The sequence below is a fragment of the Streptomyces sp. R11 genome, assembly GCF_041051905.1.
GTDB lineage: Bacteria > Actinomycetota > Actinomycetes > Streptomycetales > Streptomycetaceae > Streptomyces.
Genome location: NZ_CP163432.1, coordinates 7,267,482 through 7,285,479, shown reverse-complemented (window position 1 = coordinate 7,285,479; position 17,998 = coordinate 7,267,482). Strand labels below are relative to the sequence as shown.

12 protein-coding genes are annotated in these 17,998 nt (G+C 72.8%); 4 read left to right on the top strand and 8 right to left on the bottom strand.

Annotation, left to right across the window (positions count from 1 at the left end; genetic code table 11):
* Nucleotides 1-27 precede the first annotated feature (27 nt).
* Both AB5J55_RS33560 and AB5J55_RS33555 read right to left on the bottom strand, forming a co-directional pair.
* Nucleotides 28-510, bottom strand: a complete 483-nt coding sequence (locus AB5J55_RS33560) for an ATP-binding protein (protein ID WP_369274199.1) — start codon at nt 508-510, stop codon at nt 28-30.
* A gap of 590 nt (nt 511-1,100) precedes the next feature.
* A complete protein-coding gene (locus AB5J55_RS33555; protein WP_369274198.1) occupies nt 1,101-1,718 on the bottom strand; it encodes a hypothetical protein in 618 nt (205 codons plus the stop codon).
* Between the two features lie 236 nt (nt 1,719-1,954).
* On the opposite strand from AB5J55_RS33555, the gene AB5J55_RS33550 reads away from it, so the two are divergent.
* The gene (locus AB5J55_RS33550) at nt 1,955-3,268 is read left to right on the top strand and encodes a helix-turn-helix domain-containing protein (RefSeq protein WP_369274197.1); all 1,314 of its coding nucleotides are present in this window, start codon (nt 1,955-1,957) and stop codon (nt 3,266-3,268) included.
* Nucleotides 3,269-3,280: 12 nt separating this feature from the next.
* Here the strand turns inward: AB5J55_RS33550 and AB5J55_RS33545 are convergent, their stop codons facing one another.
* Both AB5J55_RS33545 and AB5J55_RS33540 read right to left on the bottom strand, forming a co-directional pair.
* Entirely contained in the window at nt 3,281-4,585 is a 1,305-nt protein-coding gene (locus AB5J55_RS33545) for a PP2C family serine/threonine-protein phosphatase (protein ID WP_369274196.1), read from the bottom strand.
* A gap of 222 nt (nt 4,586-4,807) precedes the next feature.
* A complete protein-coding gene (locus AB5J55_RS33540) occupies nt 4,808-8,548 on the bottom strand; it encodes a S8 family serine peptidase (RefSeq protein WP_369274195.1) in 3,741 nt (1,246 codons plus the stop codon).
* Nucleotides 8,549-8,788: 240 nt separating this feature from the next.
* Between AB5J55_RS33540 and AB5J55_RS33535 the strand changes: the two genes are divergently transcribed.
* The 3 genes from AB5J55_RS33535 (at nt 8,789) to AB5J55_RS33525 (ending at nt 12,837) form a co-directional block, all read left to right on the top strand.
* Complete coding sequence (locus AB5J55_RS33535; protein ID WP_369274194.1) at nt 8,789-9,778, top strand: helix-turn-helix domain-containing protein; 990 nt, start codon at nt 8,789-8,791, stop codon at nt 9,776-9,778.
* Between the two features lie 146 nt (nt 9,779-9,924).
* On the top strand, nt 9,925-10,407 hold the full coding sequence (locus AB5J55_RS33530; protein WP_369274193.1) for a DUF456 domain-containing protein: 483 nt from the start codon (nt 9,925-9,927) through the stop codon (nt 10,405-10,407).
* A 114-nt stretch (nt 10,408-10,521) separates the two neighbouring features.
* Entirely contained in the window at nt 10,522-12,837 is a 2,316-nt protein-coding gene (locus AB5J55_RS33525; protein ID WP_369274192.1) for a glycoside hydrolase family 95-like protein, read from the top strand.
* A gap of 18 nt (nt 12,838-12,855) precedes the next feature.
* Here AB5J55_RS33525 and AB5J55_RS33520 read toward each other — a convergent pair whose 3' ends face one another.
* The 4 genes from AB5J55_RS33520 to AB5J55_RS33505 all read right to left on the bottom strand — a co-directional run bounded on the left by AB5J55_RS33520 (nt 12,856) and on the right by AB5J55_RS33505 (nt 17,894).
* Complete coding sequence (locus tag AB5J55_RS33520; protein ID WP_369274191.1) at nt 12,856-13,389, bottom strand: methylated-DNA--[protein]-cysteine S-methyltransferase; 534 nt, start codon at nt 13,387-13,389, stop codon at nt 12,856-12,858.
* A 2-nt stretch (nt 13,390-13,391) separates the two neighbouring features.
* Complete coding sequence (locus tag AB5J55_RS33515; protein WP_369276366.1) at nt 13,392-14,879, bottom strand: DNA-3-methyladenine glycosylase 2 family protein; 1,488 nt, start codon at nt 14,877-14,879, stop codon at nt 13,392-13,394.
* A 189-nt stretch (nt 14,880-15,068) separates the two neighbouring features.
* Nucleotides 15,069-16,163 (bottom strand): ribosome small subunit-dependent GTPase A, encoded by a 1,095-nt coding sequence (gene rsgA / locus AB5J55_RS33510; RefSeq protein ID WP_369274190.1) that lies wholly within the window; start codon nt 16,161-16,163, stop codon nt 15,069-15,071.
* Between the two features lie 237 nt (nt 16,164-16,400).
* Complete coding sequence (locus tag AB5J55_RS33505; protein WP_369274189.1) at nt 16,401-17,894, bottom strand: cellulose binding domain-containing protein; 1,494 nt, start codon at nt 17,892-17,894, stop codon at nt 16,401-16,403.
* Nucleotides 17,895-17,998: the final 104 nt, after the last annotated feature.

Below are 17,998 nucleotides of genomic sequence, written 5' to 3'. Positions count from 1 at the left end.
GTACGGCATGCGACCCGGCGGCGCGCATCACGCGGCATCCGCGTCGAGTTCGAACCACACCGCCTTCCCCACCCCGTGCGTCCGCACGCCCCAGTCGTCCGCGAGGGACTGGACCAGCACCAGGCCTCTGCCGTTCGTACAGCTGTCGGCGTTCGGTACGCGCGGTCTGGGCCGGCGGGCCACGAAGTCCCTCACCTCCACCCTGAGTCCGTGCGGTCCGACGATCGCCGTCAGGACGGCCTCATGGTCGGTGTGGACGATTGCGTTGGTGACGAGCTCGCTGGTGAGCAGTTCGGCTATGTCCGATCGTCCGGGCCTCCCCCAGTGCCGTAACAGCTCGCGCAGGGCCCTGCGTGCCTCCGGTACGGCCCGCAGGTCCGCCCGTCCGAGTCTGCGCCTGAGCTGAGGCGACTGCGCGTGTTCCCCGGCGCTCGCGGCCTTGTCCTCCACTGTCCGTGCCGAGGAGGCCCCGATGGTGATGGGACCGCCTCCTCGTGCCTGCCTTTTCATGACCCCCGCCCGCGTGCCGATGTCGGTTCCCCTCCTGCTCGAACACGTTCACGGGAACCTTTCCCAGTCGGACCGGCGGCAGTCATGTCGAATCGTCAACGACCAGGTGTTCGGCCACGGCTACGGCAGGCCGTGCCGTTGGATGAAACCCGGAACGTCACCCACCGGCCGCCCGGAGGCCGCCGCGGACGACGACCGGATCGAGTCGGCCACCGGCCACGGCCTCGGCCTGCGGGCCGCGGGTGTGATTCCGGCGAAGGGAGGCAGGGCGGTTCGATCCGCCCCCGCGGAGGCGGCCGACCAGGGCAGTCCTGCACGGCATCGTGCGGATGTCCCCGAGGGCCTGCGGACCGCTGCGGATCGGACAGTTCGACCATCCCGCTCTGCGGATCCGGCCGTACGCGACCCGGACCCCCGGCGGGCGCCCCTCGACGACGAGGCGCCGTTCGGGCCGATGCCCGAAGTCTGTGAATCTGGCCGGAATTCGCTACTGCAGCTGCCCCGGTGGTGCCGTGTCGTGGCGGGGCCGCCCGCCCGACCCCCGTCCGGGAGGGCGGCCCCGCTGGTGAGGTGGTCCTGTGGCGCGCCGGTCAGTAGAGCTTGTTGACCGCGGTGGTGGTCGTCTTCTTGAAGGCCTTCACCGGCGCGTCCGTGAAGTCGCCCATCTGCCCCCACTGCACGACGGTGACGGTGCCGCCGTCCCGGCCGACGGAGACAAGGTGGATGTCCATGGCACCCCACGAGGCACGCGTCGCGAAGCCGTGGACGCGGGCGCCCTCCTCGACCGGCAGGCTGCCGTAGCTCTTGTGGTCGGCCTCGATCTCCGGGTCGGCGTCCATGCGCGTGACGCAGCGCCTGATCTCTTTGTCGAGGCGGGTGGCGAGGGCCTTGGCCTTGGCGTTGTCACCGACGACGACGTTGAGCTGCTCGGCACCGGTGTCGAGTTCGGTGCGGAAGGTGCGGTAGCGGGAGTCGTAGGCGAGCAGCGCCTCGCCGAAGCAGTACTGCATCTCCTCCGGCACCCCGTCGGCGACCGGGGCGGCGGTCCAGCCGGAGGAGGGGTGCGGCGGGAGTTCGGTCGCCGACAGGAACTTCGGCGCGGGCGCCTTCGTCGCGGCGCCGGCGGGTGCGGCGGTGAGTGCGGCGCCCGTGGCGAGGCCCGCGACGACGAGTGCGGCGAGCGTGCCGGTGCGAGTGCGCTTGGACATGGGTGTCCCCCCGTGAATGGCATGACAGTGTGAACGATCGGAAGTGAGCCGGCACCGACGGCGGATGGTCCGTCCGGCCCTGGTCGGTGCGACACCAAGAGCATCAGCCGTCACAGCGGGCGACCGCAAGCGCCGACACCCGATCCGCGACGGTGGAACCATCCCAGCCCTTCTGACGTGCAGGTATATGGAGTGCCTGGGATGCCGTCCCGGGACGGTGAGGACACGGGGGAACGGTGTCGGCAGCACACGACGACGTCCAGGAGTTCGCGGCGTTGCTCAGACGCCTGAAGGACCGCACCGACCGCAGCTACGGTCAGCTCGCCCGCCGCCTGAACATGAACACCTCCACACTGCACCGCTACTGCGCCGGAGACGCCGTCCCTGTCGACTTCGCCCCCGTGGAACGCTTCGCCTCGCTGTGCGAGGCGACGTCTCAGGAGCGGCTGGAGCTGCACCGACTGTGGATCCTGGCGGTGGCGGCACGGCAGCGGTCCCGTTCGGCGGCTTCCGCCACGGCGGACAGCGCCCCTTCCGCAGCGGACGACTCCTCCGCAGACGCTGCCGAGTTGCCGACGGGACTTGTGACCGCGGACCCGAAACCGACCGACACCCCTCCCCGCCACCCCTGGTACCGCCGCCGGCGCCTGCTGGTCTCGGCGGCCGTGGCGACGGCGCTGCTCGCCACGCTCGGCAGCCTCTCCGCCCTGCCGGACGACGACCGCCCCCGCGCGAGCGACTCCGTCCAGGGCTCCGATCCGAGCCGTACGACGTCGACGGGCCCTCCCCGCCCGAAGCCGACGGCCTCGCCCAGTCCCTCCCCCACCACACCGTCACCGTCGGCCGACGCCTCGAGGAAGTCCTCGCCGAAGTCCGCTCCGTCCGCCGGCGGCCCTTCGAAGGAAGCCGGCCGGCAGCGGCCCCCGGCCGGGGTGCCGCTCACCTGGAGCGCCAACTCCCATGTGTGGCAGGCCGGCTGCGGCCACGACTACGTCGTCGACAGGCCACCCAGCCAGGTACCGCCGCCTCCCGCTCCGCAGGATGCCGAGGCGTGGGCGGGTTCGCAGAGCGCGGTGCACGGGGAGCAGACGATGATCGAGATCTCCGTGCAGGGCAAGACCTCCACGGCCGTCGTCCTGAAGGCCCTGAGGGTGCGCGTCGTCGGTCGCTCGGCGCCTTCCGGAGGCACCGTCTACACCATGGACCAGGGCTGCGGCGGAGCGCTGACGCCTCGCTACTTCGAGGTCGACCTGGACAAGGACCGCCCCATCGCCCGCCCGGCCGACGGCAACGACTCGGGCGTCACGATCCCGGCCATGCGCCTGCCGTACCGCGTGTCCGCCGAGGACCCGGAGGTGCTGCTGGTCGACGCGCGGACGGAGAACTGCGACTGCAGCTGGTACCTGGAGCTGGACTGGTCCTCCCAGGGCCGCACGGGCACGGTCCGCATCGACGACCACGGCCGCCCCTTCCGCACAACGGGCATCAAGGGGCTGCCCATGTACGTGTACGACACCTCGGCCCGCTCGTGGGTGACGTACCGGCCGTAGCCGAAGCCGCCGTCAGGCCTCCCAGACGGCGGCCGCCGTACGGTCGTCGGCGTAGCCCTTCACCCGGACCTGGGTGTCGGCGAGGAACTCGGCGAGGCCGGGCGGTTCGGGAGCGGACCACCGTCCGGTGAGGTGGGCGGCGAGTTCGGGCTCGCCGCGCAGGGGGTCGGCGAGGCCGCCGGTGCACATGAGGAGGGTGTCGCCGGGGCGGGCCACGGACGCGCGGAAGCGGAAGGGCTCGCGGGGCGGTTCGGGGGCGGGGTCGTAGGGGCTCGGGGGCGTGGTGATGCCGAGGTCCATGGTGAGGCGGTCGCCCTCGGGGGTCTCGGCGGGGAGCGAGCCGAAGCCGACGACGGGTTCGCCGGTGATGTCGGTGACGCGGGGTTCGATGTCCTGCCATTCGCCGCCCCGCAGGCGGAAGAGTCCGCCCGCGCCTACTCCGAAGAAGACCCGGGTCCGGCACTCGCGGTCGGCGGGGAGGAGGAGGCAGCGCAGGGTCGCCGCGTACTCCTCGGGTTCGATGCCCTGTTCGGCGGCGCTGGCGCGGAGTTTGCCGAGACTGCGGTCGGTGAGGCGGTGCAGGCCGGACTTCAGGTCGCCGCGCCTGGCGGCCCTTATGTCGTCCGCGAGCCGCCCGTGACTTCGGCCGACGGCCCGGCCGATCCAGTGGCATGCCTCGGCGGCGGCGCGGTGCGCGCCCGGGGTGGCTCGGGCGCCGGTGGCCATCGCCACCAGGATCAGGGCGTTCTCTCCCGTGCCGAAGCGAGCGGTGAGGAGGGAGTCGCGGCGGGGTTCGCCCCGGTAGCGGGCGGAGTCGCCGCGCAAGGACACGGCCCGCAGGGTGGAGGCCCCGTAGCGGGCGCCGTCGAGGACGGTGTCGGCGACCAGGTCGTCGAGGTCGTCGGGGTCCGCGGGTGGGAGTGCGGTGGGTTCGGGGGCGTAGGTGGGAGGGCCGTCGCCCACGTAGTCGAGGGGGGCCGGGGGGTGGGTGGGGAGGTCCACCTGGGTCGCTGTGCGGGGCTCGTCGTCGGTCGTCGGCGCCGCCCGCTCCCGGGGCTCCTCCACGGTGAATCCCGGCGGTTTCGGCAGGCCCGCGGGGAAGGTCGACGGACCCGGACTGGGACCCGCCACGGCATCCGTCCCGGCCCGCGGAGCCGGGACCGGAGCACCGGTCCCCGACACCCCCGCCGCCGAGGCGAAGCGGTCGTCCAGTGTGTCGGGCGCCTTGGTCGGGCCCGTGTCATCGGTGAAGTCACCGTACAGCTGCCCCCACCAGTCGTCCTCGTGACCGGTGGCCTTTCCCCCCTGCTGGCTCATGCCCCCAATTGTCCACCGCACGGCCCGTATGAAAACGGGGCATCCGGAAAAACCGACCCGGTGAACCGCCTCGAAAGGCCGTGGTCGAGTGAGGTGTTGAACAGTCGTGCGAGGCAAGTGACGGAACGGGACGTGAAACAGGTCGCCGGGCGGCCCCACCCCCCACGGGAGGACCGCCCGGCGACTGTCGGGTGACCCGGGCCCGGATCCCCTTCGCGCGCCTCAGCGCACGTCGTAGGCCCGGGTCACGATCTGGGTGACCGAGGTGCCGTTCGTGTCGGTCAGGACGGTTTTGAGTGTGACCTGCTTTCCTGTCGCTCCGCTGTGTTTCACCTTCGCGGTCCAGGTGCCGTCGTCCTGCTGCGCCGTCCGCGCCTCGGTCCAGGTACCGCCTTCGTCGTAGGAGTAGGCGAGTTGGGCGTGTGTCAGCTCGCCCGGCCGGTAGCCCGCGTGGCCGGTCGCCGTGAGTCTGATCTCCTGTCCGTCCTCGGCGGGGAGCGTCTTCAGACCGTCCTCCGGCAGCGTGTACCGCGGGAAGAGCATCGGTATGCCCTGCGAGTACGCGTTCTCGTCCAGTGCCGATCGGAAGGTCCAGGTCGTCGTCGTGCCCGTGGAGCGCTTCCACGCCCCGGCCGGAGGTCCGATCTTCGCGGTGTTCAGGGTGAGTTCGTACGTGGACTCGTCGGAGGGGACGGTGAACACCCCGAACGGGTAAGGACTTTCACCGATCGTCTCACCGCCGCGCCGCAGCGTCATGCCGCCGATGTCGCCGAAGCTCCCCTGTACGCCCTGGTGATGGCCGTCGCCCCAGAAGCCGGGCGCCACGCCGAGCAGGTCGCCCTGCCGTTCGGCGGCGAGGGCGGGCCGGCCGCTGTCGTCGAGCGGGGTGGCGGGGGCGAGGACACCGCCGTACCACTCCTCGGTCCGCCGCTCCCCCTTCTCGTACGTCCGCATGGGGTCGATCATGAACTCGCCCCACGGGAAGCTGCTGGACACCTCGTGCTCCCAGCCGGTCGTGCCCGGCGAGTGGTACTCGGTGCGGGTGAAGGGTGCGGGGACCGTCTCCAACGCGCCGAAGTAGCCGCTCAGTCCGTTCGGGCGGGTCATGGCCGTCAGATCGATGTGGTCGGTGGCGGCCGACGCCATCGAGTTGTACGTCGCCGTCGTCGCCGCCAGGTCCCGGTCCCGGACGCGGTAGGTGCGATCGCCGCCGATCGGGCCCCGCTCCGGGAAGGCGAGGTTGTAGACGTACGGGCTCTTGGCGGTGGCCTTCCAGCGCAGGGTGACGTCCCCGGCCGCGAGCAGCGCCTTGGCCTCCTCGGCCGGGACGGCGAGGACCGGCAGCGGGCCGCCGGTGAAGCCGGCCGAGGGGTACCAGCGGCCGGGGGCGTCACGGTGGACGAGGATCGCGACGGCACCGGCCTCCTTCGCGCGCCTCGCGATCTCGTGGGCGCTCCCGCCGTCCGGGATCCCGACGAGCGCGATCTTTCCCGCCGCTCCCGAAAGCTCCTCCTCCGTACCGGACTTGGCGTCGAACAGTGGCGCCCGGCCCGTGCCGTCGAGGTTGGCCGAGTTGAAGGACGCGGTCGTCGGATGCAGCGGCCGGCCGCCCACGACGGCGAGTTCGCCGATCTGCGGGGCCGCCGCCCGCCAGAAGCTGTCGAACTCGAAGTCCCCGTCGGTCGCCCTGCCCGTGACGGCGGCGTAGTAGCCGCGCAGTTCGCGCCCACCGGCCGCCGTGCCCGCGTGCAGCCAGGTGTCGTCCCAGCTGCGCGCGAACCCGAGGGTGGCGCCGCGGAGTTCGGCCGGCCGGTCCGTCCCGATGTTCAGCCCGTGGGCCTTGCGGGCGTCGAGGACGACGGTCGTGTCGTCGCGGATCTCCAGCTGCGGACGGCCGAGGTAGGTGAGCGAGTCGAGGAGCGTGCCCTCGGTCTCGGGGGTCGTGACGAAGCTGGAGAGGAAGTAGGCGCCCGGACGGATCCGGTACGTCTGGTCCGCGGCACCCTCGTTGAAGCGGCGCTCGCCGGCCGCGTCGTCGGTGCCGATCAGGTCGACGGAGGAGGCGCCGTCGGCGGGCCTGCCGAGGCGGTCGATCAGCTTCACGCGCAGGGTGACGGTCTCCGGCTGGACGTGGAACGCGAAGGGGGTCGAGACCGTGCGGCCGTCCTTGGCCGTGGCGAGGACGCGGCCCGTGACGTCGCCGTACTGGGACCGCTCGAGCGTCGCCGTCGGGTCGATCCGCAGCGGGACCTCAACCGTCCCGCCCGCCGGAACGGTGACCGAGCGGGCGTCGAGGCGGACGATCGACGAGCGGACGGTGGAGCCGTCGTTGCCGGTTACGGCGGGCACCGACAGCTTCAGCTCCACCGCCCTGTCCGTGGTGTTGGTGTAGGGCACGGCGACCTTCGTACGGTCGCTGGCGTCCTGGGGCCAGTTGAAGGTGCCGGCCTGGAGCGCGGGTGCGCCCAGCACCTGCTGCCCGATCGCGGCGCGGACGTCGAGGCGTCCCCCGCCCGTCGCACGGGCGTCGCCGGGGATGTCCGTGTCGGCGGAGGAGACGAGCGCCGCCTTGATCTGCCGCGCGCTCCAGTCGGGGTGGCGTTGCCTGACGATGGCCGCCGCGCCCGCGACGTGCGGGGTCGCCATCGACGTACCGCTCATGGACTGGTAGGCGTACACGCCACGCCCGCCGGCCTGCGCGGCGGAGATGCCGACGCCCGGTGCGGCGATCTCCGGCTTGAGGGTGTGCGAGCCGTACACCGGGCCGCGGCTGGAGAACGAGGCCGTGGAGTCGTCGCGGTCGACGGCGCCGACGGTGAGGACGCTCGGGGCGCAACCCGGGGACGAGACCGTGTTGTTGCCGGGCCCGGTGTTGCCCGCGGCGATGACGAACAGGGTGTCCTCGCTCGACCGGGCGAGCTCCTCCGTCGCCTGGGCCATCGGGTCGGTGCAGTCGGTGCGGGCCGGGTTGCCGAGGCTCATCGAGACGACGTCGGCGCCCTGGTCGACGGCCCACTGCATGCCGGCGATGATCCACGAGGTCTCGCCCTGGCCGTAGTCGTTGAGGACCTTGCCGTGGAGGAGGTCGGCACCGGGCGCGACGCCCTTCTTCCTGCCGTCGCTCGCGGCGCCGGTGCCGCCGACGGTGGAGGTGGTGTGGGTGCCGTGGCCGTCGTGGTCGTCGGCGTCCGGGGAGTCGGTGAAGTTCTTCGAGGCGGTGACACGGCCCTTGAGGTCGGGGTGTTCCGCATCGGCACCGGTGTCCAGGACGGCGACCTTGGTGCCCTTGCCGTCGTAACCGGCGGCCCAGGCCTCGGGGGCGTGCACCTGGCGGGTCGAACGGTCCAGGGTGGCCCGGACCTTGGCGTCGAGCCACAGCTTCTTCAGGTCGCCGGCCGCGCGGGAGCGGGGACCGGTGACGTCCGCCCAGAAGTCGGCGGCCTTCTTCTTGTCGGCCTCCAGGGCCACGCCGTCGATCGGGTCGAGGACGAGACCGCGTTCGGCTCCGCGCGGGGCGGGCGGGACGGCTCGGGCGACGGAGCGGTCGTACGTGGCGATCAGCGGGAGCGTCTTGCGGTGGGCGTCGTCATAGCCCTGGCGGATCAGGCCGGTGACGTTGAAGAGCTCCTCGTCGACGCGGCCGGCGGCGATCGCCTCGACCGCGCCCGCGGGGTAGACGTACAGATCGTCGGCGGAGCGGCGGGTCTGCGTGAAGGGCGTGGTGCCGTCCTCGCCGGGCAGCGCGACGGCCCCGTCGCGGGTGACGAGGACGCGGTCGCCGGTGACGAGGGTGACGACGGAGCCGGAGCCGGGGTTGGCCCGGTCGCCGGTCAGCTGCCTCGGGCCGTCGTTCGCCGGGTGCGCGGTTACGGCGGTGGCCGCATGCGTGGGTACGGCTGTCGTCACGGCCAGGATCGCGGCGGTCGCCGCACCCGTGGCCGTACGCGATATCGCTCTCCCCAAGATCGCCCTCTTCCCTTGCTGCCGCCTGCCGACGGGCGCGAAAGCGCAGGCCAGGAAGGCCCAAGTCGGGCAAAGCGGGCGGTGGTTGATGCTGCGGTGGCGTCACCTTGGCAGAGTGGCGGGTGCTACGGCGATGATGTGCGAAGGCGGTTTTGCGCCGTGGCCGTTTTCCGCCACGGCCCGAACGCCGGTGTTCTGTTTGCGGATGTGCGGATGTTCTTTCGGGGAGGGCGCGGCCCGATGCTGGGAGCGATAGGTCTCGACGAGGCACACGAGTCGGCGTACCGCGCCCTGGTGTCCGTGGGCGCCGCCGACGTACCCGATCTCGCGCGCCGGCTGACGCTCGGGGAGCACGACACCGAGCGCGCCCTGCGCCGCCTGGAGCGATACGGTCTCGCGGCGCAGTCCTCGGCCCGGCCCGGCCGCTGGGTCGCCGCACCGCCCGGGGTGGCGCTGGGCGCGCTGCTCACCCAGCAGCGGCACGAGCTGGAGAAGGCGGAGCTGGCGGCCGCGTTACTGGCCGAGGAGTACCGGGCGGGGGTCGCCGAACCGGCCGTGCACGACCTGGTCGAGGTGGTGATCGGCGCGGCCGCTGTGTCGCAGCGCTTCCTGCAGCTCCAGCTCGGGGCGAGCGAGGAGGTGTGCGCGCTGGTCACCGGCGACCCCGTCGCCGTCACCGGCATCGAGAACGAGGCGGAGGAGCAGGCCGCCCATCGCGGCGTCCGCTACCGGGTGGTCCTGGAGCGCTCGGTCCTCGACCAGCCGCACGGCATCACCGAGCTGTCCGCCGCCCTCGGCCGCGAGGAGCAGGTGCGGGTCGTGGAGCAGGTGCCGACCAAGCTGGTGATCGCCGACCGCACGCTCGCCCTGGTGCCGCTGACCTCGCACACCGCGGAGCCGGCCGCACTGGTCGTCCACGCGAGCGGGCTGCTGGAGCTGCTCTCCGGGCTGTTCGAGTCGGTGTGGCGGGAGGCGCTGCCGGTACGCCTCGGTACCTCCGGCGTCACCGAGCAGCAGCCGGAGGGCCCCGACGACACCGACCTCGAGGTGCTCTCCCTGCTGCTGGCCGGCCTGACCGACGCGAGCGTGGCCAAGCAGCTGGACCTGGGGCTGCGGACCGTGCAGCGCCGGGTGAAGCGGCTGATGGAGCTGACCGGGGTGACGACGCGACTGCAGCTGGGGTGGCACGCGTACGAGCGGGGGTGGGTCGCGCGGGAGCGGCAGGGGTGACCGGCACCCAGGTACGTGCAGGGGTGACCGGCACCCAGGTACGTGCAGGGGTGACGGGCGCGCCCGGGTACGGGCAGGGCTGACGGTGGTACCCACGCCGGCCAGGCTGATCTGCGCTTTCTCCCGGGCTCCGGCAGTCTGGTCAGATGGGAGTGTGGGACCTTGTGCTGGTCGGCCTGGTCCTCCTGCTGGGCCTCTGCGGAGTGCTGGTACCCGGCGTGCCGGGGTCGTGGCTGGTGTGGGCCGCGGTCTTGTGGTGGGCGCTGAAGGACCCCCAGCCGGTCGCATGGTGGGTGCTCGTCGCGGCCACCGTCGCACTGCTCCTCTCCCAGGTGGTGCGCTGGGCGCTCCCACCCCGCAGACTGCGCCCGAACTGGGCCGGCCCTCGCATCGTGTTCTACGCCGGAGCGGGATCGTTCCTGGGCTTCCTCCTGATCCCCGTGCTCGGTTCGATCCCCGGCTTCATGGCCGGCATCTACCTCGGGGAACGGCTCCGGCTCGGCCGCCACGGCGAGGCGAGGGCCGCGCTGCGGACGGCGATGCGGGCGGGCGGTTCGAGCGTGCTGGCGGAGCTGTTCACGTGCCAGCTGATCGCGGGGGCATGGCTGGGCGCGGTGATCTGGGGCTGATACATCGGGTCTCTCCCACCATATTGACGACTCGGCACCCCTTCTCTACGTTGCGTCGCAGAAGAGCTCCGATGAATCGGGGCTCCGATGAATCGCCGTACAGATGGAGGCGCAATGCCCAGCCCGTCCAGACGTACCGTGCTCGCCACCGGATCCGCCCTCGGCGGGACCCTCCTCGCAGGCGGCCTGCCCGCACAGGCGAGCGCAGTCGGCGGTGCGGCCACCTCCGACCCCTGGCGCACCGTCCTCGACGACGCCGACCTCGTCTGGCAGCGGATGCCGACGGCCTGGTACGAGGGCCCCTTCCTCGGCAACGGCTTCCTCGGCTCCGGCATCTACGCCGAGCCGGGCGCCGGGGCGGACGGCGGTACCCGCGCCGTGCGCTTCAACGTCCAGCACTCCGAGGTGCAGGACCACCGCCCCGAGTTCGGCTCGCTGTTCGGGCTGGCCCGCCTCCCGATCGGCCACTTCACGCTGGAGCCGGTGGGCACGATCACCGGCCTGGACTGGCGCCTCGGCCTGCGCGACGCCGAGCTGACCGGCACGCTCACCACGGACAAGGGCACGCTCACCCTGCGGGCCCTCGTACACACCGACCGCTCGGTGCTGGCCGTCGAGGTCACCCCGAGCGCGGGCGAGCGCGCCTTCCGGTGGGTGTTCCACCCGGCGGACGCGATCAGCCCCCGGGCGGCCTTCAAACCGCTTCCCGAGGGCTACCGGGGCAATCCGCCCGCCGAGGTCGCCGAGCACGACGGCGTGTGGGCGGCCGTACAGCCCCTCCTGGCGGGCGGGCAGCATGTGACGGCGTGGCGGGAGCGGAGCGCGGGCAGGGCACGGACGCTGTACGTCCATGTCGCGCACTCCCACCCCGGGACGACGGCGCTGGGCCGGGCGCTGAGGGCCGTACGCCGCACGAGCGCTTTGCCCTACTCCGCGCTGGCGCTGACGCACCGGGCCTGGTGGCACGCCTTCTACCGCAAGAGCTTCCTCTCCCTCCCCGACGCGCGGATGCAGCGCTTCTACTGGATCCAGCTCTACAAGACCGCCTCCGCCGCCCGCCGCGACGCCCCCGTGATGGCGACCAGCGGCCCCTGGCTGGAGCCCACTCCGTGGCCCAACACCTGGTGGAACCTGAACGCCCAGCTGGAGTACTGGCTGATCCACGGCTCCAACCACCTCGAACTCGACGCGATCACCCGGTCGCTGAGCGAGTTCCGGGACAACCTGGCCAAGGAGACGGCGGCCCCCTACCGCGCCGACTCCCTGGGCATCCCGCGCACCACGGACCCCCACCTGATCAACGGCGCCGACGGCCCCCTCACCGGCTACGGCGTCGGCATCCCCGGCCGGGAGCCGCCGACCCCCGAGGTCGGCAACCTCACCTGGGCCCTGCACAACGTGTGGCTCAGCTACCGCCACACGATGGACGAGTCGATCCTCAAGGACGTCCTGTATCCCCTGCTCCGCAAGGCGATCAACTACTACCTGCACTTCCTGGAGCCGGGCCCGGACGGCAGACTGCACCTGCCGGCCACGTTCTCCCCGGAGTACGGCGGCAACTCACGGGACTGCAACTACGACCTGATGCTGCTGACCTGGGGCTGCCGCACCCTGCTCGACGCGGCCGAACTCCTCGGCGTCGAGGACGAGTCGGCACCGCGCTGGCGGGACGTGCTGGCCCGGCGGGCGCCGTACCCGACCGACGCGAACGGCTTCATGATCGGCGCGGACATCCCCTTCGCGAAGTCCCACCGCCACTACTCGCATCTGCTCGCGGTGTACCCGTTGGACGAGCTGACCGGCAGCACGGCCGACGAACGGGCCCTGATCGAGCGGTCGTTGGCGCACTGGGTCGGCTTCGAGGGCGCCCTGCAGGGCTACACCTTCACCGGCGCAGCGTCGATGTCCGCGCTGCTCGGCAAAGGCGAGGACGCGCTGACGTACCTGGGCGAGCTGATGTCCCGCTTCGTCCAGCCGAACACGATGTACAAGGAGTCGGGCCCGGTCATCGAAACACCGCTGTCGGCGGCGCAGTCCCTGCACGACATGATCTGCCAGTCCTGGGGCGGCGTGATCCGGGTCTTCCCCGCGCTGCCGGACGCCTGGGCCGACCTGACCGTGCACGGGTTCCGCACGCAGGGCGCGTTCCTGCTGTCGGCGGTACGCGAGGGCGGGGCCACCCGCTGGGTGCGGCTGGTCAGCGAGGCGGGCGCACCGTGCGTCGTACGGCACGGCATCACCGGGCCGGTCGAGGTACGGGACGGACGGGGCCGCCCGCTGCGGCGGGCAGCCGCCGACGAGGGCGCGATCCGCATCGCCCTGCGGAAGGGCGACTCGGCGCTGATCACGGCGCGCGGCGACCGGCCGGACCTGACGATCGCGCCGGTGCGGCCGAACGAGGAGGCCCCGCGCTGGGGGCTTCCCGCGTAGTGGGCCGGTGCGGGCGGGCTAGAGCCTGCCCTCCAGCGTGAGCAGCCGCATCTTGCGCTCGAGGCCGCCCGCGTACCCGGTCAGCGACCCGTCGGCCCCGATCACCCGGTGGCAGGGCCGGACGATCAGCAGCGGGTTGGCGCCGATCGCGCCGCCGACGGCCCGGACGGCGGCACGGGAGGCACCGATCCGCGCGGCGATCTCCCCGTACGTCGTCGTGGCGCCGTAGGGAACGGAGTCGAGAGCCGCCCAGACCCTCTCCCGGAACTCACTGCCGGCTGTCCGCAACTCCAGCCGGAACTCCTTGAGTTCACCGGCGAAGTAGGCGGCAAGCTGTTCCTCGGCCGCACGGAAGAGCGCGGGGTCGCGCCGCCAGCCGTCCTGGACGGTACGGCCGCCCTTCTGGCCCGGCACGGAGAGAGAGGCCAGGGCGCCGGTGGCCGGGTCGGCGGTGAGGAGGAGGGGGCCGACGGGGCTGTCGAGCTCGGTCCAGCGGGTCCGGGAGGCGGTCGGGGCGGGGACAGTGGTCAGGGCCGGGTTCGGGGTGGTCATGATTACTCCAACTCCCCTGCTGCACGCAGGTGTTGCAAGGCATAGGAGCGCCAGGGGCGCCAGCTGTCGGGGGTGTCGGTGCCGGGCGGGGCGACGTCCGGGTCGCCGAGGGCACGGGTACGGATGACGGCGACGGTCCGGGCATCCAGGCCGGGCAGGTCGAGCAGCGCGCGGTGTGCCTCGTCCCGGTCGGCACCCGGGTCCAGCCGTAGGGCTCCGTCGGCGAGGGCGGCGGTGAGCGCGCCCAGCGGCCCGTGGGGCTCGGCCCCGGCGAGAACGGCCGCCTCGGGAAACAGATGGGTGAGGCTGCCGCAGGGCGCGTCCAGAGCCTTGCCGTACCGCCGCACCAGCCGCTCGGCCTCCACCGACCCGACGACCGCCCGCACGGCCAGTTCCTCCGCGTCGGCGGCCCCGGGCGACCGCAGCCCCGGCCGCGCGGCGACCATGGGACCGAGCCGGGAATCGTCGCCGAGCCGCTCGTCGACGGCGTACGGATCGGCGTCGAGGTCGAACAGCCGCCGAAGCCGCTGCACGGCGGTGGTCAGGTCGCGCGGGTCGGTGAGGTGCAGACGGGCGTCGAGCCAGCCGCCTGGGTGGGTCGCCGAGGCAGGTGTGGCGCGCAGGCGGGAAGCGGGGGCAGCCAGAGGTCCCGGCGCGTCCGGGCCGGGTGCGGCTTGGGCGCCCGAGGGCGCCCGCTTCCGCACGCCGGCCATCCGCTCCTGCACCGCCACGATGCCGGTGCCGTGCGGCAGCCGCAGGGTGCGGCGGTACGTCCGGCGCCCGACCGGCCCGCTGACGTCCTCGACGCCGGGCACGGCCTCGCGCTCCAGCAGGTCGAAGACCAGGCCCGCCTGGTACGGCCCCCGGTACGCGAGCCGCAGCGGGATCCCGGCCGACGGGGTGCCCGTACGCCGGTCGCCGCGGCCGCCCTTCGGTGCGGCGGCGGCCCGCAGCTCGCTCGGGGTCGACGCGTACACCTCCCGGATCGTGTCGTTGAACTGCCGCACGCTGGCGAACCCGGCGGCGAAGCCGATCTCCGTGATCGCCAGCTCGGTGGTCTGCAGGAGCACACGCGCGGTGTGCGCCCGCTGCGCCCGGGCCAGCGCGACCGGCCCGGCGCCCAGCTCGGTGGTGAGCTGCCGCTGCACCTGCCGGGCGCTGTAGCCGAGCCGCGCGGCGAGCCCGGCGACACCTTCCCGGTCGACGATCCCGTCGCCGATCAGCCGCATCGCCCGCCCGACGACGTCGGCCCGCACATTCCACTCGGCGGACCCCGGCACGGCATCCGGCCGGCACCGCCGGCAGGCCCGGAAACCCGAGCCCTGCGCGGCGGCGGCCGTCGCGAAGAACCGCACGTTGCGCCGCTTCGGCGTGACTGCGGGGCAGCTGGGGCGGCAGTAGATCCCGGTCGTCTCGACAGCGAAGAAGAACTCGCCGTCGAACCGGGCGTCCCGGCTGCGCACCGCCTCGTACCTGGTGTCTTCGTCCATCACGGTGTCCAGTCTCCGCCGTGACAGGTGCCGGTGCTAGCGGAAATCGGACACGAGCCTCACCGCCGCCCTCTCATCGCCGGTCCAGCAATCCAGCCCGTCCGGCGTTTGAGGACGAGGCAGTTCAGGCCGACAGCGGGGGTCTGGGGGCGGCAGCCCCCAGCCACGGCCACGAGGACACCCGCACCGTCACCGCCAACGACCACCCCGCTTGGCCTCCATCGCCGCGCGCCCCTCCGCCCCCTTCCGCTTCCAGTCCTTCTTGATCTCGGCCCTGAGGCGTGCATCGGTCTTGGCCACGATCCACCGGTTCTCCCGCATCAGCTTCCGGTAGCTCTCCAACCGCCGCTCGGACAGCTCACCGGCCTCAAGAGCGGAGCGCACCGCGCACCCCGGCTCGCTCTCGTGCGCACAGTCCTGGAAGCGGCACTGCCCGGCCAGTTCCTCGATCTCCGAGAAGACCTGGCCGACCCCGGTCTCGGCGTCCCACAGCCCGACGCCCCGCAGCCCGGGGGTGTCGATGAGGACCCCGCCGCCCGGCAGGGCGAGCAGGTTGCGCGTGGTGGTCGTGTGGCGGCCCTTGCCGTCGACGTCGCGCGCGGCCTGGACCTCCATCACGTCCTCGCCGAGCAGCGCGTTCGCGAGCGTCGACTTGCCCGCGCCGGACTGCCCGAGCAACACGGACGTACCGCCGGAGACAACCGCTACGAGGACGTCGAGTCCGTCCCCGTCCACCGCGCTGACCGGCAGCACCGGCACGCCCGGCGCGGTCGTCTCCACGTCCTGGACCAGATGCGAGAGCGTCACCGCGTCCGGCACGAGGTCGGCCTTGGTGAGCACCACGAGCGGCTGTGCGCCCGACTCCCACGCCAGCGCGAGGAACCGCTCGATGCGGCCGAGGTCGAGCTCGACGGCCAGGGACACGGCGACGATGGCGTGGTCGACGTTGGCCGCGAGGATCTGCCCCTCGGACCGCTTGGAGGAGGTGGAGCGTACGAAGGCGGTACGGCGTGGCAGATACGTCCGTACGTAACGCGGATTGCCCGCGGGTTCGACAGCGACCCAGTCGCCCGTGCACACGACCCGCATCGGATCGTGCGGGGTGACGAACGCCGTGTCGGCCCGTACGACACCGTCGGCGGTGACGACGTCGCACTGCCCGCGGTCGACCCGCAGGACGCGCCCGGGCAGCAGCCCTTCCGCGTCGTACGGGGTGAACGCGTCGGCCCAGGCCGAGTCCCAGCCGTAGGGAGCCAACGCGGGGAAAACAGAGGTGGAAGTCAACGGGTGACCCTTCACAAGGGGGCCCCGGCAGCCGCGTGCATCGGACGCGGAGAGGAGTGAGATCAGCCGGCGGCCACGGAGGTGGACTTGATGAACTGGATGCGGGCAGCGCTCGTCGCAAAGACAGCCATCGGTCGACACCTCCTCACTCATGTCCGCTCGACGGCGGCGGCCACCGGCCACCGCCCTGATCTTCCGTCACTCTAGCCCGGCCCCACGAAGGTCCGTCAACCGGTTTTACGCGCAGTCGCGCCCGTTCAGTGTGAAGTCGTGCGCCGGGGAGTTCTCGCCCTCCCAGGAGGCGAGGAAGCCGAAGGCGAGTTTGCCGCCCTCGGGGACGGTCCTGTTGTAGTCCGCGGCGGTGGCGGTGACGCGGGAGCCGTCCTGGCCGAAGTTCGCGTCCCACATCTGGCCGACCTCCTGGCCGTCCCGGAAGGACCAGGCGACGCGCCAGTTGTCCAGGGCGCGTTCGGTGGTGACGGTGATGGTCGCCTGGAAGCCGTCGGGCCATTCGTTGACCAGGTGGTAGTCGACGCTGCAGGTCACCGGTTCGCTCGTGGCCGGGTCCGGGTCGTCCTCGCCGGCCGTGGCCGAGGTCGTGCCCTGCGGGCCGGGGCGGGGGTTCTTCCGCCCGGACGGCTCGGGCGAGTCGCCGCCGCCGCTGGTGGCGCTCTCGGAGGGGTCCGGGGAGTCCGAGGAGGGCCGCGTGGCCGCCGTGACCGGCAAGGTGAAGCCGGGGTCGGCGACCGGCTGCCGGTCGGACGGGTCGCCGCCCGCCGTGGCGCCGTCGCCGGTGGAGCCGCCCGGCATCATCGACACCGCGAGGGCGAGCGCGGAGACGAGGACGGCGGCGACGAGGAGGCCGCTGCGCACGACCCGCGCCTTGTGCGCGCCGGGGTCGGTCGGGCCACCGTCCGCGTCGGCCGGGTCCGGCCGCCCACTGAGGCGTGCCTCGGCGGCCCGGCGGCGGCGCTCCAGGTAAGCGAGGCCGCCCCAGCCGATCACCCCGCCCGCGAGGGCACCGGGCAGTCCGCCGCCGTGCAGCCGCAGACAGGCGGCGGCCTCGGCGCACTCCACGCAGGTGGCGAGGTGGCGGGAGAGGTCGCCCGGGGTGTCGGCGCCGGTCGAGCGGGTGACGGCGTCGAGGAGGCGGGCGTAGCTGCGGCACTGCGCGGCCATCGGCGTGTCGAGGTGGTTGCGCTGGCAGCGGTCCCTGAACAGGCCCCGGACCTGGGAGAGTTCGTCGGACACGGTCGCCGGGTCGAGTCCGAGCCGGCGCGCGACCACCTGCAGCGGCAGCGCCTCCACCTCGGCCAGCCACAGCAGGACCGCGTCCGGTTCCTGCATGTCGCGCAGTCCGCGCAGCGCGAGCGGGCGCTGCAGCGGGGGGCCGGTGTAGCGGGCGGCCTTGTCGGAGTTGAGCCACAGGCGCAGGTCGGGGTCGAGCCTGTGGCCCTGCCCACGCTCCTCCCAGGCGGCCGCCGTGGTGCGTACGGCGGTCAGCAGCAGGGGGATGCGAGGCAGTCGGGCCGGGCGGCGGCCCGCGCTCCTGAGGTTCCCGGCCTCAACGTCGCGGGCCTCGCGTATACCGGTCGAGAACGCCTCGGCGGCCAGTTGGTTGGCCGCGTCGGAACCGGCCGTGCACAGGTCGGCGTACGACAGCACGGCGTCCCAGCACTCGGAGAACAGCGCGGCCTCGGTGGCGTCCTGGGGAGTCGGCAGGTCGGGCATGGGTCTCCTGCATCCACATGCGAGGTCAACTCGCCATATTGGCTGTGGAGTTGGGGGGAACCTCGCGGCAGGGCCAGAGCCTTTCACGTATTCAACACAACTGA